The sequence below is a fragment of the Pseudoalteromonas sp. AOP31-A2-14 genome, from assembly GCF_052378035.1.
GTDB lineage: Bacteria > Pseudomonadota > Gammaproteobacteria > Enterobacterales > Alteromonadaceae > Pseudoalteromonas.
Genome location: NZ_JBQSXI010000001.1, coordinates 2,922,178 through 2,937,625, shown reverse-complemented (window position 1 = coordinate 2,937,625; position 15,448 = coordinate 2,922,178). Strand labels below are relative to the sequence as shown.

Sequence of the window (15,448 nt, the reverse complement as noted above, 5' to 3'; positions counted from 1 at the left end):
AATCCGTAATCTGCCTAAAAAGCTGCTATTAAGTGGCTTTTTTTGATCCTAAAATTTAGTGAAAAAGTTAATTTTTTAGTCAAATTAGCATTTTTACATTCAGCTTACAGTCACTAAATTTATGAGTTTTAATCGCCAAGGTATTGATTTTAAATATGTAAAATGCTAGCTATGTAACTTGGCATAAGAATTGGAATCTCTTAGTTGTAAAAGATAATCAACAGGAGAATCAAATGGGTGTTATTAATCGCGTTAACGATATTATTCAATCGAATATTTCAGCGGCTTTAGATAAAGCGGAAGATCCAGAAAAATTATTAAACTTACTGATCCAGCAAATGCAAGATGCTCTTGTTGAGTGTCGTGCGACAGCCGCTACTTTTTTAATGCAAGAAAAACAACTTAAACGTGAGCTAGCAGCTAAGCAATTAAATAGCGATGCTTGGCAGGTTAAAGCTGAAAAAGCACTGCTTAAAAACCGCGATGATTTAGCTAAAGCGGCATTACTTGAAAAGCAGCGTACTACTACTCAAATCCAAAATCAGCAAGTTGAGCTTACTAACGTCGCTGAATCAATAGAAAAATTAACCGCCGACTGCCAGCGTTTACAAAATAAGTTAACTGAAGCAAAAGCAAAGCAGCTGAGTTATCTGCGTAAAGAGCAAGTACTTCAGGCGCGCGTAAAAGTTAAGCAGCAGTTACATAGCGATAAAGTAGCAGATGCACTCGCGCGTTTTGAAATTATAGAAAGGCGCGTTGAGTCAATTGAGTCACAAGTTGATGCTTACGACTTAACGGGTAGTAATAGTGCCCATAATACGGCTGAGCAGATAGATGAACTCGTTAAAAACTCTGCACTTGAGCAAGAGTTGCAGGCACTTAAAAGTAAACGACAAGAACTCGCTTAGGAGGCATTATGAATACCTATCAACATCATCAAAAGTGGTCAAAAAATCCAGCTAATAAAAAAATATTTGGTGTGTGCAGTGGTTTAGCAAGACGCTTTGAATTACCTGTTTGGGCTACCAGAATTGTCAGTGTTATTTTATTAATTCAATTACCTGTGCTAATTGGTGTCGGTTATTTAATAGCCCATTTTTGCTTAGACGAACGCGCATCTTAGGAGTTTCTAATGAAAACCACCATAACAGCTCTGCTTTTTTTCATGGCGCTTCTTTACTTTGTTAGCCCTTTTGAACTGAGTGCTTTTGATATATGGCAAGTCCCTTTATGGATTGCTGACTTAAGCTGGGCGGGCATGGAAGTATTTGGTGCGCTGTTTGCAGTTATTTCAATAGTAGCCGGGGCAGTATTGATAAGCCTTGGTATTGTTGGTGTATTTGCACTACTAGCTTTAATTTGTTTATTCGCCATTTTATTTGGTTTAAGTGCCTTTGCGTGGCCATTAATACTGATAGCCTTGGTCTGTTGGTTAGTGAGTGATAACAAAACCGTGGCTTCTTAAATTAACTGACTATTTTTTTATAAACATGTTAAATTTAGGGGGTTATTAATTTATATTTACACCTATACACATGTTTATACTAGGGGCTTAAATGATCAGTAAAAGAGTATCTTCTCTATTAACAACTATACTTATTGCAACAAGCTTTGTGGTTTTTAATGTAAACGCCCATAGCGGCCACAGCCATGATGATGGTGCAGTTAATGTAATGGTTAGCGATGCACAAGTGCGTGAGTTTTTACCTGCGAGTAAATCAACTGCTGGTTACTTAAATCTTATAAATCATAGTGATACCGCTATTACTTTAGTTAAAGCCGAAATAGATGGCCTAGGGCGCGTTGAGATTCATGAGCATCGCCATGTTGATGGTATGATGAAAATGCAGCAAGTTGAAAGCCTTGAAATAAAAGCCCATAGTGAAATAAAGTTTCAGCCAGGCAGCTACCATTTAATGGCATTTGAACCAGAAGAGCCATTAAAAGAAGGCCAACAACGCAAACTCACACTATATTTTAGTGATGGCAATAGAATTTTTACTCAAGCAACGGTGGTATCACTTGCCAGCCAAGCGGCGAAAAAAACTGAAGATACGCACTCGCACTCACATCATTAGGAGGTAAAATGTCACAACACAAAGGGAAGATTGTTACAGCACTGGTATTAATATTGATTGCTTTTTATGCTATCGCTATTTATTGGAGCAGTGAACCAAACCGAATCGATGTAGTAAGTCACGCTAAGCAACAGGCACAACAACGCGGTGAAGATTTTGTGACCGGCTATACAACCACATCAACACTTATTGAGGTGGCCAGCACTTTACTTAATAAGCCCGGTGGTTATCTATCAAATGATGTATTACCACCAAGTGTAATAATGGATAACATGCCAGCTTGGGAGTATGGGGCTTTAGAAATGACGCGCGATTTAGTGCTTTCCATGCGTAAAGGTTTTAGCCGTTCTCAATCACAGTCAACTGAGCACGAAGCGCTTAAAAACGCTCAGCCACAATTTAATATTAATTCAGAAGCATGGGCGTGGCCAAGTGCAGAGAGTGAGTACCAACAAGGCATTGATTTACTGATTGTCTATCGCAGCCAGATCAGTGACAGTGGCGATCGACAAAGTCAGTTTTATGCCCGTGCAGATAACTTGCGTGGATGGTTAAAAGAAGCTGAAAAGCGCTTAGGTAGTTTAAGCCAGCGATTAGGTGCAAGTGTAGGTCAAGACCGCCTTAACACTGATTTAGCCGGTGACAGCGCTGCACATCAGGCAACCTACAAGCCACTTGAAAACCAAACGAAAACACCGTGGCTTAAAATTGATGATGTATTTTATGAATCTCGTGGTGCAACCTGGGCTTTATTGCATTTTTTACAAGCCGTTGAATATGATTTTGCGGATGTTTTAGAAAAGAAAAATGCCCGTGTCAGTTTGCAGCAAATTATTCGTGAGTTAGAGGCCACTCAAGAAAGTTTATGGAGCCCGATGATTTTAAATGGTGATGGCTTTGGTTTTGTTGCCAATCACTCACTAGTAATGGCAAACTATATATCTCGAGCCAATGCGGCTTTAATTGAACTTAGCGAACTTTTAGCGCAAGGATAAAAAATGAAAAAGTATTGTTTAGCAGCCGCCCTTTCAATGGCATGTGTAGCCCCCGCCGTGCAGGCTGATACTTTATTGGGACTTTATATAGGTGCAGACGGTTGGCATTCGGATAACAGCGGTAGTTTTGCTGATAAAGGAAATATGCAAGCCTTCGATTTTGAAGATGAAACCTATACTAGTTATTATGCAGCTTTAGAGCATCCAATTCCGTTGGTGCCTAATATCAAGCTTAAGTATACAGATTTAGAGCTTAATGGCTCAGCTTCTCTAGATGAAGGTTTTGAGTTTGGTGATGCTGTGTTTCCTCTAGGCTCTTCAGTTAATACGGTTAGTGACTTATCACACGTTGATTATATTTTATATTATGAAATATTCGACAACGATTTAGTGTCTATTGATTTAGGTCTTAATGCTAAACAGTTTGACGGTGAAATTACTGTGCGTGACAGTGCAACAGGTTTAAATACAGAAACTGTAGAATTTTCAGGTTTTGTACCTCTTGCTTATGGCCGTGCCGAAGTGGGTTTACCGCTTACGGGGTTAAGCGTGTTCTTTGAAGGTAGCTTATTGGCAATAGATGACAGCAAAGTACAAGACTACCAAGCCGGTATTGCGTATGCATTACTTGATAACCTAGCGATTGATTTAGATGTTAAAGCAGGTTATCGCTCAATGACATTAGAGCTTGATGATATTGATGGCATTTATACCGATATCGACGCATCAGGCCCATTCGCGGGTGTGCAAATTCACTTCTAACAAATTAAGTTTATAGGCTTAATTTGCTTTGAGTTAGTAGATAACGTGGCACTATTTTTACTGTGCCACGTTACTGCAAACTCATCTCCTAGTGCTGTACTTACAGTTTTGGAGGGGTCATTAGACGTATCTTCACAAAGAGCAATAAAGCGCTCGATTCAATCGCTATCAGGGGAATTAACTCTGGTAACGTCACAACAAAAACTCATTGCCAGTGACATAATAGTTTCAATATTTTGCTGTCGCTTAATAAGCCGTAGCTGCTGACGTTTTTGTGCTCTACTTAATCGCGAACAGTCACTTTTTATTTGATACCCTAAGGGGGTCCTGCCTTGATTAACATAACGGTTGTCACTAGCTTCGCCTAACTTTCTGTGCTTTTTGCTAATACTGTAGCCAAGTTGAGATTCAATAATAGTGGCTCGATTAATCTTTGCTTGCGCTGCTTTTATACTCATCAGTTTTCTCATCAAGCTCAATCGGATTAATTTGTGTGGTGGTTTTTAAGTTATTTAAGCCCATTTTGACACTATTAGTTAAAATATATTTATTTAACAGTGCGAGATAGCCCCCTACAATCGGTGTGTTTACTTCGCCAATCAATTGGCAAGAAAGTATTGTCGTATTTTTCTCTTTTATAAAGCTAATGTTGCCATCAGCTATATGCTCTTGATTAAAAAGTATATTAATACCAATTTTAGAGGGGGTTATATCTGTTATAGTCATTTCACCGCTGCCCCAGCGGTTTTGCCAAAACTGGTGTGCTCCAACGCCTGCGTTTGGATTACCGAGTGAAAATTTAATGTCAGGCGCTACTTTTTGCCATGGAGACCATTTTGGCCATTGTTTAAAATCGCTAATGAGTGCTTGTAGTTGAGAGGGGGGAGCTTCAATTACAATGGTTTTATCTATTTTATATTGCTGGGGTAGCAACAAGCCCACCACCAAAGTAACAATGGAAATGAGTATTATAGATTTTATAAAAGCATATATAAGTTTGATTAGCTGGCTCCCACTCACTAATTATTATTACTGTAATAACAAGATTAACATCATCGAATATAACTGTTTATGAATGATAAATATAACTGTTTATGAATGATATATGATTGACAATGTACCACATCGATAAAAATGATAAACGTATTAAAAAATACCGAAATAAATTCACTACGTAATATTAATAATAAGATTGAGCAAATGGCCGTACACCAAAAGGTTTGCGGCAATGTCGCTTATACAAAGTGATATTGCGTTATCACTTTGTGCCGGTTGGCCGATGATCTGTGGAGTGCTCTAATAAATGGGCAGTGCTAAAGCTAAAATAGGTGGTAATCGCTAACGGACGACTGGGGTTAGGCTGATAGGAAGTGACTTTAGCCATGAATGAGCCTACTTTAAACTCTTTTGGCGCTAAAGCACCTCCTACAAGGTACTTTTTATTTGGCTGCTCTGTGAATTATTACTCTTCTATAAATGCTTCACCTTTTGTCATCCATTTTGCAGCGGGCTTACCTTTTAAGTAATGATCAAAGTATTCCATCATTCTTACTGAAAAATCCACTTGGTTAGAAAACTTTTTCAAGTGATGGGGCTCACCTTCGTATTGTAAAAATGTTGCATCTTTACCGGCACGGCGAAGTGCTAGGTAATACTGCACACCTTCATGCCATGGTACGGCATCATCTTTATCGCCAAACATAATTAAGATCGGCGTATTCACTTTATCAGCAAAAAATACCGGTGAGTTTTCAATGTAAAGTTCTGGTGCTTCAAATAAACTTTTACCGATACGGCTTTGTCCTGTCTCATATTGAAACTGACGGGCTAGACCTGATTTTAAACGAATGCCGCTGTAAGCACTGGTCATATTTGATACTGGTGCGCCTGATACGACGGCTTTAAACATATCGGTTTGGGTGATCATAAAAGCACTTTGATAACCCGCCCAAGAATGGCCTTGTAAGCCAATTTTATCTGGATCAGCAATCCCTAAATCAATCAGTTTTTGGGTGGCATTGATCATGGTTTGAGTTGATGATTTACCCGGATGACCTATTTCAAAGCGAATGTCAGGTAAAAATACCGCATAACCGTTTGAGGTAAACATAGGGAAGTTGGGGCGATGATTTAATTCCATTTTAGGAAAGTCATACATACGTTGACTCATATAACGATAAAAATACACAACTACTGGTACTTTGTCGCCTTTTTTGTAGCCTGCTGGCTTGAGTAATACCCCTTGTAAGTCTTCTCCGTCAAAACCTTTGTAATTAATAAGTTCAGGTTTTTGGCCCCAAGCAAAGTTTGCTATTTGTGGATTTAAATCAGTAACACGCTGCGGCTCTTCAAAGCTCGAATCTGTTTGATAAAAGTCAGGGAACTGCTGATAGGTTTGTTCTGTGAATAGGTACTTGTCGGCATTTTTGGCTTTTTTCACTACATCAAAACGTTTTTTACCGGCAAGTATGGTTGTTACATTATTGCTTGCTAAATTTAGCTTGGCTACTTCGGTTTGTTTTGTTTGTAAGTTATTGGCACTTAATAATAATGTTTCGTTGGTTTTAAAGCCGACTTGTTGTTTATCAAGCTTGATAACACGGTATTGAGTATTGGTTTCTTTACCTTGAGTAAGCTGTGTGGCTTGTTGGCTTTTGACATCGAATGCCCAAATATCGTATTTGCTATACACTAATACTTGGCTGCTATCAACACGCCAACCTGCTACGCCGTAACTAGGTTGGGCAGAAGGGTAATCGTGCTTGTCATCAGCAAACGTTGCTTTAATTGCAGTTGTAAGTGCGGTGATTTTATTATTATCTAAGTCTTTTAATTGTACCTGGCCATTTTTAAAGTACGTCGCAAACTTGCCATTGGGCGATAGGCTGGGTTTAAATGGGTATTCTTTAACAATTTCACTGTGAGTACCCGTTGGTACATCAATAGCGTAATAGTCAGCAAAAAAACCATCGTACATTATACGTTCTAAATAAGGCTTATCAGAGTAGCCCAGTAATGCCGTACGTTGAGTGTTAAGTTCAGTTTCAGCAATTTCTGGTGTGGTTAATTGCACCACCTTAGCGTTATTAATATGGTAAACCGCTTGGTAGTGGCGATTTTTATTGGTTTTATTCCACTGCTGTTCTTCGCGAGGTTTTATCTCTGCATCGTTATTGTGCCAAACGTTTAGTTCTTTGTATTCGCGAATTGTGGCAGGGTCATACAGTGAAGCTTCATCGGTATATTCTTTTGCGGCTACTTTTTCTGCAAGTTTTGGGTGGTTTTGAAAGTATAAGCGATCGCCATCATCAGACCATTCAAGTTTGGCCGTTTTACCTATTCGCCAGTTTTTGTTGTTTGTGTTGCTTGAATTAATAGCGCTAAGAGAATCATTTCTCCAAAGCTGTAAGCTATAATTGCGCCTGCGAGTATCGTCATTCACATAGTTACCTAGTGTAAATGCGGCGGTATTACTTTTTGGCTGCCATGCTATTTTATTTACGATCACACCCGGTTCATCAATTAACACGCTAGTATTAAAATCATTGTTAAGTTCAACAAGTATGACTTGGTTATCGTTGCCATCAAGGTAACTTTGACTTGCCAATAACTGCTCGCCGGTGGCGCTAATGGCATAACTAAACACATTATCGAGCTTATGAGTGGTTTGGTTATCGAGGTTAATAACAACCAGATCAAAAGCGTTATCTTTTTTATCTGGCGTTATTTCGCTGATTTTTTCAGGTGTTTCATCTGTTGATTTTTTAGTTTCTTTATCAACCCGATAAGCAAGCCATACACCATCATCAGACAGTTTATAGTCTTTTACATCACTAAAGTTTTTTTGCTCGCTAGTTTGGCTATTCACTAATACAAGATTATTTTTAAGCTGATCTTCTTTCTTGCTGGTTTCTTTTTCCAATAAGCTCGGGACTTGTGTAAAAGCGACCCAATTACTGGCTTTATTTATAACCGGAGCAGTGCCGCGTTCAACCTCTGCAATTAATTTATTACTGCTTAAGTTGTACACTTTGCCATTGCTATCACCTCGATAGGGTTTTGCACTAAAACTAAAGATCTGGCCGTTTTCAGATAACTGCGTTTCTTGTGCATATTTAAAGTCAAACACGTCTTTAAATTGCAATGCTTCTTTGGCACTTAATGCAGTGCTACTCAGGCTTGAAATTAACGCTAAACTGAGTAAGGAAAATTGTGCTTTCATTATTATTTCTCGTTTTACAGTGGTCACTCATTGTAACGCGTTTCAATAATGATTCGAGTAGATACGATAAGTGGTCAAAAATGGAGGTTGAAAGTTACAAGGTTAAAGCGGCAAGTTATAAATAGGGACTAAACTTTGTTCCTGTCTTATTTTTGTATGAGACTATGTTGGTGTTTGAAGAACTACTGGTTTGGTCGCGTGCGTTCGGCTCTTTTTACTTATTCAAATATTGCAGTGGGTCATCAGCGAAAAGTAACGAACGGTTATGTACGTTTTTTATCTTACGCAAAAGGTCGCGGTGGGGCACTAAGATCTCAACTATAAATTGCAGACAAAATAGGTGAGATCGAAGAGGTTTTAGCGGTTAATTGGATTGATGAATATAATCAGCTCTTGGGAGTCGTGAATTTAGCCTATAACCAAATTTTTTGTAGTTCAGGCCACTGCTTTTCAAATTGGACGCTTGGATTTGCTTTAAAATCGCTGCGTACAAACTGGTTCATTTTGCCTTCAATGTACGCCAGTAAAAAGTTTGCAAGCGTAAGCTCATCACTTTGGAAGGTTTTACCTTCGCGAAGCTTTCGCTCTCTTAATACTTGTTTTAATTGGGTTTCGAGCTTTTCAAATAAGCCTTGCACACGTTCGCGCAGACGCTCTTGCTCACCTTGTAGGGCATCGCCTGTTAAAATACGCGTAATACCAGGGTTTTTTTCAGCAAAAGCGAGTAGCAATAATAGAATGTTGTAAATACGGCTTTGGGTTTCTTTTTCGTTTTCTAAAATTAAGTTGATTCGTGACAGTAAGGTATCTTCAATAAACTCAATTAACCCTTCAAACATACGTGCTTTACTTGGGAAGTGGCGATAAAGTGCAGCTTCAGAAACGCCTACTTCAGCAGCCAGCTTTGCTGTGGTAATACGTTGTCCTGGGCTTGTTTCTAACATTTGTGCTAGGGCTTGCAGTATTTGCTCTTTGCGATTACTTCTTTTTGTCGCAGGCATGAACATTCCTTTCTTAAATTTATTACTTGCAGTGTCTATTTTTTGCAAATGAAAGGCTCATGTTAATGTTTTATTCAGGTTCTTTCCAGCGTTTTTACAAACGCTGGGCAATTTCACTCATGATTTTTAAGGCTAAATCGGTTTTACTACTAAGTGGTAGTGTGCGATTTGAATCAACCCAGAATAGGGTTAGCGCGTTATTGTCGCTGTTAAAGCCAACACCTACTTTCGATACATCGTTAGCGCAAATCATGTCTAAATTTTTATTTTTAAGTTTGCCTTGGGCATATTGCTCAACATTTTGTGTTTCAGCGGCAAAGCCAACGGTATAAGGGCGCTGCTTAGTAAGTTTAGCAACACTTGCTATGACGTCAGGATTTTTAGTCAATGTAAGTATTAGTTCATCACCTTGTTTTTTCATTTTTTGAGCCGCAACGTTACTTGCGCGATAATCAGCGACCGCCGCGCAGCCAATAAATACATCTGAATGTACAGCAAGCCTGAGCGATTCATTAAGTAGTTGTTCGGCGCTTTCTATGTTTATCAAATTACTCCCTACCGGCGCTTTAATATTTACTGGGCCAGAAATAAGATTCACTTTAGCCCCTAATTCAAGGGCGGCTTCGGCAAGGGCATACCCCATTTTTCCTGAGCTGCGATTAGATATAAAACGTACCGGATCAAGCGCTTCATGAGTTGGCCCTGCGGTAATGGTAATTGTTTTACCGCTTAGTAGTTGTGGCTTTGCTGTTTGGGTGCATAGCTCTACAAGCTCGTGAGGTTCGAGCATTCTGCCAGCGCCTACATCGCCACAGGCTTGCTCACCTTTACCCGGGCCCCAAATTGCTATTTGGCGCTCTGCTAGGGTGTTTAAATTAGCTTGAGTTGCAGGGTGGGCATACATTTGCTGATTCATTGCAGGAGCCACAGCCACTTTAGCGGGGGTTGCCAGTAATAAGGTGGTTAATAAGTCATCGGCGATACCCGCAGACATTTTAGCAATAATATTGCTGGTGGCAGGGGCGACTAAAATTAAGTCAGCCCATTTGGCAAATTCAATATGGCCCATGGCGGCTTCTGCTGATGGATCGAGTAATGAGTCAGATACCGCTTCACCGCTCACTGCTTGCATTGTTAGTGGGGTGATGAAATGTTTAGCTGAATCAGTCATCACTACTTTTACAATACAGCCACGTTCTTTTAAGCGGCGCACAAGTTCGGCGCATTTATAGGCTGCAATACCGCCACTGATACCCAGTAAAATTTTTTTGTTTGCTAACTCTGTCATAACTCATTAATGCCTAATATTGATATGTCTTAACGATAGCAAATCTTTAAAGCAGGCACGACGTTTATTAAATTGAATTTAGATAACAAGAGCAGGAAAAATTTTATTTTTGCATTACAGTTAAAAGAGTACATTTTATTTTAGGGACGAAATAATGCAGTTAACTTCTTTGCCGTTATCGCAACGACCACGAGAAAAACTATTAGCAAAGGGTGCTAGTGCCTTGAGTGATGCTGAATTATTAGCGATATTCTTACGTACAGGTTTGCCTGGCATGAATGCCATTGAATTAGCACAGCACTTAATGAGCCAAAATAACACCTTACATAATTTGTTTAATGCAAGCTTAGATGAGTTTTGTACACAAAAAGGGCTAGGAGTTGCTAAATTTGTACAGTTACAAGCGGTGCTCGAGCTAAGTCGGCGTTATATGCTTGAACAGTGCCAGCGTGATGCCGTGTTTAACTCACCACAAGCGGTCTATGATTATTTAACTATTCAGTTACGAGGTTTACAGCAAGAAGTGTTTATGGTGCTTTATCTCGATAGCCAAAATCGTTTGATTAAAGATGAGACATTATTTTACGGAACGATTAATGCGGCATCGGTGTATCCGCGAGAAGTTGTTAAAGCGGCGCTTAAAAATAATGCTGCTGCATTAATATTAGCGCATAATCATCCATCAGGAATTGCAGAACCAAGCCAAGCAGATAAGTTAATTACCCAAAAACTACAAAAGGCATTACAATTGGTTGACATAAATGTGCTCGATCACATCGTTGTGGGTGGAGATAATTGCGTTTCGTTTGCTGAGCGAGGCTTTATTTAAACTTTGTTAAATGCTTAACAGTGTTAAAAATGAGCGGTTTAGCGTTTTTTTTGAAATTAGTTTAATTTAAATGCAGTTTTTACTTTCCCTAAGGGCATTCGATCTTTATAATTGGCCGCTATCAAATTTACATATGAGCTGGTTGAATTAGATCAAATACTTGATCTTTGCCTGTATAAGCTGTATAAAGAGCGCCCTTCGATTTATACCTAGGGCTCAAAATACATGGCCTTAGGGAAAATTAAGCTCGAGCGAAGTTATTGGAGATATATAGACATGTCTAAAGTATGTCAAGTTACAGGTAAGCGTCCAGCGGTTGGTAATCACCGTTCACACGCGAGAAACGCGACTAAACGTCGTTTCCTACCTAACCTACAAACACACCGTTTCTGGGTTGAAAGTGAAAAACGTTTTGTAACATTACGCACTACTACTAAAGGTATGCGTATTATCGATAAAAAAGGCATCGACACGGTTCTTACAGAAATCCGTGCTCGCGGCGAAAAAGTTTAAGAGGCTGAATCATGCGCGATAAGATCCGTTTAGTTTCAACTGCCGGTACTGGTTTTTTCTACACTACTGACAAAAATAAGCGTAACATGCCTGAAAAAATGGAAATCAAAAAATTCGATCCTAAGGCTCGTAAACATGTGATTTTCAAAGAAGCTAAAATCAAGTAATTTTAGTTCTTTCAGAGAATGTTAAAAACCCAGCCTATCTAGGCTGGGTTTTTGTTTTTAGAGTTTATAAAATTTGGGTGTGACAATATGTCGCAGCGACATCCGCTGACTAAGTTATTAAAATAATCCAAATTTTCTAAAAACAAAATAAAAAATGCGGCTCACAAAACTCTCAATACTTACCCTTACTATTAGCTCATCGATAAACGCACAAACACCAAATAATGAAAACTTAGAACATATGGTGGTTACCAGTACTCGAGAAGCAAAAGCAAACGTTGAACTTTCTGAATCGGTGGGAGTTATTACTGAACAAATGCTGGCCGACATAGCGCCAGCTCATCCAGCGGAAGCATTAAACCGAGTTGCTGGTGTGTATATTAATAATTTAGGTGGTGAAGGGCATATGACGGCGATTCGTCAGCCTTTAAGTACCGCAGGCGTTTATTTATTTTTAGAAGATGGTATTCCTACCCGCCCCACGGGCTTTTTTAACCACAATGGTTTGTATGAAATCAATGTGCCACAAAGTAGCCGCTTGGAAGTAATAAAAGGTCCCGCATCGGCACTTTATGGCAGTGATGCGATTGGTGGCGTTATTAACCTAAGGGATCCCCAGAAATAATCATTAAGTTTCAATTACATCACTCCATCCATATTTTTCCAATCGAGTTTCACTACCACCTGTACGAAATAGGCTAGCCCTTCCAAATAATCTCGCCGTCGCAGTTTAATGGACTGTTTTTTGAAGTATCGCAGCCCAACAAATGCCCATGACACTACTCGTCTTTTTTTGGTTGAATTAGCTTGAAAAGCGCCTGTCTTTCCTGCTTTGTCTATCACTGCCCCCAGCATCATTGAGAACCAATGAACCAGAGTTGCGAGCAGTAAAAGTATGTCTAATCGATTGAGTTTGTTCGTTCTGTGCAGATCTGAGCCTAAGCCGAATCTAACACTTTTTTGATCTCGAAACCCTGCCTCTATCTGCATTCTCATACCATATAGCTTGAGCACTTTTTCGAGAAAATGGTGCCTTTTTGGAAGTGAAGAAACGAGTAGCCAAGGCTCTTTATAACCGCGTTCTTTATCTCTTTTTAATAACTTATGTCCCTTGCCAACCAACACTGCATGCGTTTGATATTTTGCACTTTTGGTCAGCTCGGTCGCGCCAAGATACTGGCTCTTACGTTGATTGCTCTTGAATAGTGACTGGCATGGAACAAACTCATCGCTGCCCTGCGTTTTCAAGTGTGCCGTACCTCGAACTCGGCTAATATAATGCCAGTCATTGTTTCGCACGGCTTTGAGCCAAGGAACTTTAAAGCCCGCATCCGTAACAATAACGGGCCGACAATCACTCGGCAAGATCAGTTTGAGCATCTTCAAGAACCGTTTTTGTACTTTTGGGCAATGATATTGAAAGCTGAATGCACTTTCCTGGTATAAGGTCAAAGAGCGACCTTCACTGACAATGCTAGCACGCAGAATACAGTATTTGGTTTGTGTATCTGCATGACTCCAATCAACCAATATGACGGGATGCTTTTCAGTGACCACAAAACGGCTTAAGCGAACATAAACCGATGTCGATTCACGCAAAAGCTCGTGGTTATTGAGTAGTCGATCAATACGCTTAATATCATGTTTTTCAGTTGTTTTTGAATCCAAATTGCGACCAATAGATGTCAAGGTGCATTGCTGACAGTGCAAAAGAGATTTAACGGCAGCGACTAGAGTATTAAATCTGGCTTTATGAATAGAGTTAGGGGTGACAGCGCGGAGCATATTGTGCAAAATAGTAGACGCATTCATGGTGTTTAGTTCTGTTGTTTTTAAGCGATTCATAAGATCACAAAACACCATGAATGTTCCCTCACTACCCATATTTTTTAACACTATTAGTTCATTGATATATAAAGGCTAATTTTGGGGATACTTTAGGTTATTAACAGTATTACCAAAGCTCCGAGCACAGACTTTCTTGCTGAAATAAATGCTGAGCTGGGCAGTGATGGCTGGCAGCGGGGATTACTCTCACTCAGTAATAGCCTCAATGATAATGCCGCAGGTAGAGTTGATTATAACTATACCCAAAGTGATGGTTTTCGTGATGAGAGTAATTACGACCGTCACTCAGTAAATGGTCGCTTAGATGCTGAGCTTGGTAAAAACTGGCAATTGAAGCTAACGGGTTCCCATTCACAGATTGACCAGTCAGGTAGTTCATCGCTTGAGTATGACGATTATCAAAATAACCCTGAGAAAAACCTTTACCATGGTGAAATTGGCTACCGTAAGGTCAGTGCTAGTCGTATCTCTATAGAGTTAAATTATACGCTAAGTGAGCAAAGCTTACTGTCGTTTACGCCTTATTATCGTAATAATGAATCTGAAATGATGCCAAGCTGGATGATCACTTATGATGCTAATTTAGCTGAAACTGAGTTTCAATCTTATGGTTTAATGAGTAAATATCGATACCGAAGTGATTCAGGTAATGTTGAGTTTATAGCGGGTGTTGATATTGATAGTACACCAGCTAGTTACCGTGAAGAGCAAATAACCATAGATCAACAAGCTGATATATACACCAACTATAGTAAAACTGGGCAGCTTAATTACGATTATGATGCCACCCAACGCTCTATTTCCCCTTATTTGCATGGGGAGTACCAACTAAACAAGCAGCTACGATTTAATGCAGGTGTACGCTTTGACCGTTTTGAAGTGGATTACACTAATAATTTAAGCGATGCCGCATTTGATTACGCCCATCTGCGCCCTGAAAGCCAAACTATTAGTTACAGCAACACCAGCCCTAAACTTGGGGCAATCTATCAGTTTAACAATTCACATAATATGTACGTTAGTTACCGTTATGCCTTTCGTGCGCCTACGGTAGGTAATTTATTTCGTCCTGGCTCTTCACAAGGTTCAACCGAGCTTGAACCAGTACACAGTAAAAGTGCTGAAATTGGTTTTCGCGGTCAGGTTGGCAACCAGTTTGATTATGAAATCGCAATTTATGATATGAATACTGAGGACGATATTGTTTCAATTATCGAAGCAGGATCGCGGGTTACAACTAATGCCGGTGAAACAGAACATAAAGGCATTGAGATAGGGGTAGACACCATGCTGGGCAAGCAGTTACAGCTAGGTATGTCTTATACTTATACTGACCAAACCTATAAAGACTTTAATTATGTTTACTTTTCCACAGATTGTTTTTGCTCGCAAGAGCTTAACTTTGCTGACAATAAAATAGCTAAAGCGCCTGATCATAGTGGTAACTTACGATTGGTTTATTATCCTAATTGGTTAAATGGCCTGCGCGGCGAACTCGAATACAGTTACTTAGGTGGTTATTACACCGATCAAACTAATACCCAAACTGATGACGGCCATAACTTAATAAATTTACGTTTTAACTACGATATTAACGACAAAATGCAAGCCTATTTTAGAGTTATGAACCTAACCGATGAGCTATACTCGTCATATACCTCAAACCAAGTTGGCGATCCTGATTTAAGCTATCGTCCTGGACAGCCACGAAGTTTCTTTGTTGGCTTTCGTTATGGCTTGTAAGG

Annotated in this window: 18 protein-coding genes; 11 read left to right on the top strand and 7 right to left on the bottom strand. The window is 39.5% G+C overall.

The window, feature by feature from the left end; translation table 11 throughout:
- The first annotated feature begins 233 nt into the window (after nt 1-233).
- The 6 genes from ACT3S9_RS13620 (at nt 234) to ACT3S9_RS13595 (ending at nt 3,835) form a co-directional block, all read left to right on the top strand.
- A complete protein-coding gene (locus ACT3S9_RS13620; RefSeq protein WP_441836077.1) occupies nt 234-908 on the top strand; it encodes a PspA/IM30 family protein in 675 nt (224 codons plus the stop codon).
- An 8-nt stretch (nt 909-916) separates the two neighbouring features.
- Nucleotides 917-1,123, top strand: coding sequence for a PspC domain-containing protein (locus ACT3S9_RS13615; protein ID WP_441836076.1), 207 nt, complete (start codon nt 917-919; stop codon nt 1,121-1,123).
- 9 nt (nt 1,124-1,132) lie between these two features.
- Nucleotides 1,133-1,465 (top strand): hypothetical protein, encoded by a 333-nt coding sequence (locus ACT3S9_RS13610; protein ID WP_441836075.1) that lies wholly within the window; start codon nt 1,133-1,135, stop codon nt 1,463-1,465.
- A gap of 91 nt (nt 1,466-1,556) precedes the next feature.
- On the top strand, nt 1,557-2,078 hold the full coding sequence (locus ACT3S9_RS13605; RefSeq protein ID WP_441836074.1) for a copper chaperone PCu(A)C: 522 nt from the start codon (nt 1,557-1,559) through the stop codon (nt 2,076-2,078).
- Nucleotides 2,079-2,086: 8 nt separating this feature from the next.
- Nucleotides 2,087-3,073: a DUF2333 family protein gene (locus ACT3S9_RS13600; RefSeq protein WP_441836073.1), complete on the top strand. Its 987-nt coding sequence runs from the start codon at nt 2,087-2,089 to the stop codon at nt 3,071-3,073.
- A 3-nt stretch (nt 3,074-3,076) separates the two neighbouring features.
- Nucleotides 3,077-3,835 (top strand): TIGR04219 family outer membrane beta-barrel protein, encoded by a 759-nt coding sequence (locus tag ACT3S9_RS13595; protein ID WP_441836072.1) that lies wholly within the window; start codon nt 3,077-3,079, stop codon nt 3,833-3,835.
- A 158-nt stretch (nt 3,836-3,993) separates the two neighbouring features.
- Here the strand turns inward: ACT3S9_RS13595 and ACT3S9_RS13590 are convergent, their stop codons facing one another.
- From ACT3S9_RS13590 to coaBC, 6 genes are all read right to left on the bottom strand, one after another.
- Entirely contained in the window at nt 3,994-4,293 is a 300-nt protein-coding gene (locus ACT3S9_RS13590; RefSeq protein WP_441836071.1) for a DUF2806 domain-containing protein, read from the bottom strand.
- The gene (locus ACT3S9_RS13585; protein ID WP_441992852.1) at nt 4,262-4,777 is read right to left on the bottom strand and encodes an SRPBCC family protein; all 516 of its coding nucleotides are present in this window, start codon (nt 4,775-4,777) and stop codon (nt 4,262-4,264) included. Before ACT3S9_RS13585 ends, ACT3S9_RS13590 begins: the two co-directional genes overlap by 32 nt.
- Nucleotides 4,778-5,093: 316 nt before the next feature.
- On the bottom strand, nt 5,094-5,219 hold the full coding sequence (locus tag ACT3S9_RS13580) for a hypothetical protein (RefSeq protein ID WP_441836264.1): 126 nt from the start codon (nt 5,217-5,219) through the stop codon (nt 5,094-5,096).
- A 78-nt stretch (nt 5,220-5,297) separates the two neighbouring features.
- Nucleotides 5,298-8,057 (bottom strand): prolyl oligopeptidase family serine peptidase, encoded by a 2,760-nt coding sequence (locus ACT3S9_RS13575; protein ID WP_441836263.1) that lies wholly within the window; start codon nt 8,055-8,057, stop codon nt 5,298-5,300.
- A 413-nt stretch (nt 8,058-8,470) separates the two neighbouring features.
- A complete protein-coding gene (gene slmA, locus ACT3S9_RS13570; RefSeq protein WP_441836262.1) occupies nt 8,471-9,058 on the bottom strand; it encodes a nucleoid occlusion factor SlmA in 588 nt (195 codons plus the stop codon).
- A gap of 94 nt (nt 9,059-9,152) precedes the next feature.
- Nucleotides 9,153-10,346: a bifunctional phosphopantothenoylcysteine decarboxylase/phosphopantothenate--cysteine ligase CoaBC gene (coaBC, locus tag ACT3S9_RS13565; RefSeq protein WP_441836261.1), complete on the bottom strand. Its 1,194-nt coding sequence runs from the start codon at nt 10,344-10,346 to the stop codon at nt 9,153-9,155.
- Nucleotides 10,347-10,500: 154 nt separating this feature from the next.
- Here coaBC and radC point away from each other — a divergent pair, with 154 nt between their 5' ends.
- The 4 genes from radC to ACT3S9_RS13545 all read left to right on the top strand — a co-directional run bounded on the left by radC (nt 10,501) and on the right by ACT3S9_RS13545 (nt 12,480).
- A complete protein-coding gene (gene radC, locus ACT3S9_RS13560; protein ID WP_441836260.1) occupies nt 10,501-11,175 on the top strand; it encodes a RadC family protein in 675 nt (224 codons plus the stop codon).
- Between the two features lie 276 nt (nt 11,176-11,451).
- Nucleotides 11,452-11,688 (top strand): 50S ribosomal protein L28, encoded by a 237-nt coding sequence (gene rpmB / locus ACT3S9_RS13555; RefSeq protein WP_008464111.1) that lies wholly within the window; start codon nt 11,452-11,454, stop codon nt 11,686-11,688.
- An 11-nt stretch (nt 11,689-11,699) separates the two neighbouring features.
- Nucleotides 11,700-11,855: a 50S ribosomal protein L33 gene (gene rpmG / locus ACT3S9_RS13550; RefSeq protein WP_004587947.1), complete on the top strand. Its 156-nt coding sequence runs from the start codon at nt 11,700-11,702 to the stop codon at nt 11,853-11,855.
- Between the two features lie 154 nt (nt 11,856-12,009).
- Nucleotides 12,010-12,480 carry a TonB-dependent receptor gene (locus tag ACT3S9_RS13545; RefSeq protein WP_441836259.1) on the top strand — a complete coding sequence of 157 codons (471 nt, stop codon included), beginning with the start codon at nt 12,010-12,012 and terminating at the stop codon, nt 12,478-12,480.
- Between the two features lie 14 nt (nt 12,481-12,494).
- On the opposite strand, the gene ACT3S9_RS13540 is transcribed toward ACT3S9_RS13545, so the two are convergent.
- A complete protein-coding gene (locus ACT3S9_RS13540) occupies nt 12,495-13,700 on the bottom strand; it encodes an IS4 family transposase (protein WP_444750991.1) in 1,206 nt (401 codons plus the stop codon).
- A gap of 99 nt (nt 13,701-13,799) precedes the next feature.
- On the opposite strand from ACT3S9_RS13540, the gene ACT3S9_RS13535 reads away from it, so the two are divergent.
- A complete protein-coding gene (locus ACT3S9_RS13535; protein ID WP_441834229.1) occupies nt 13,800-15,446 on the top strand; it encodes a TonB-dependent receptor family protein in 1,647 nt (548 codons plus the stop codon).
- The last annotated feature ends 2 nt before the right edge of the window (nt 15,447-15,448 follow it).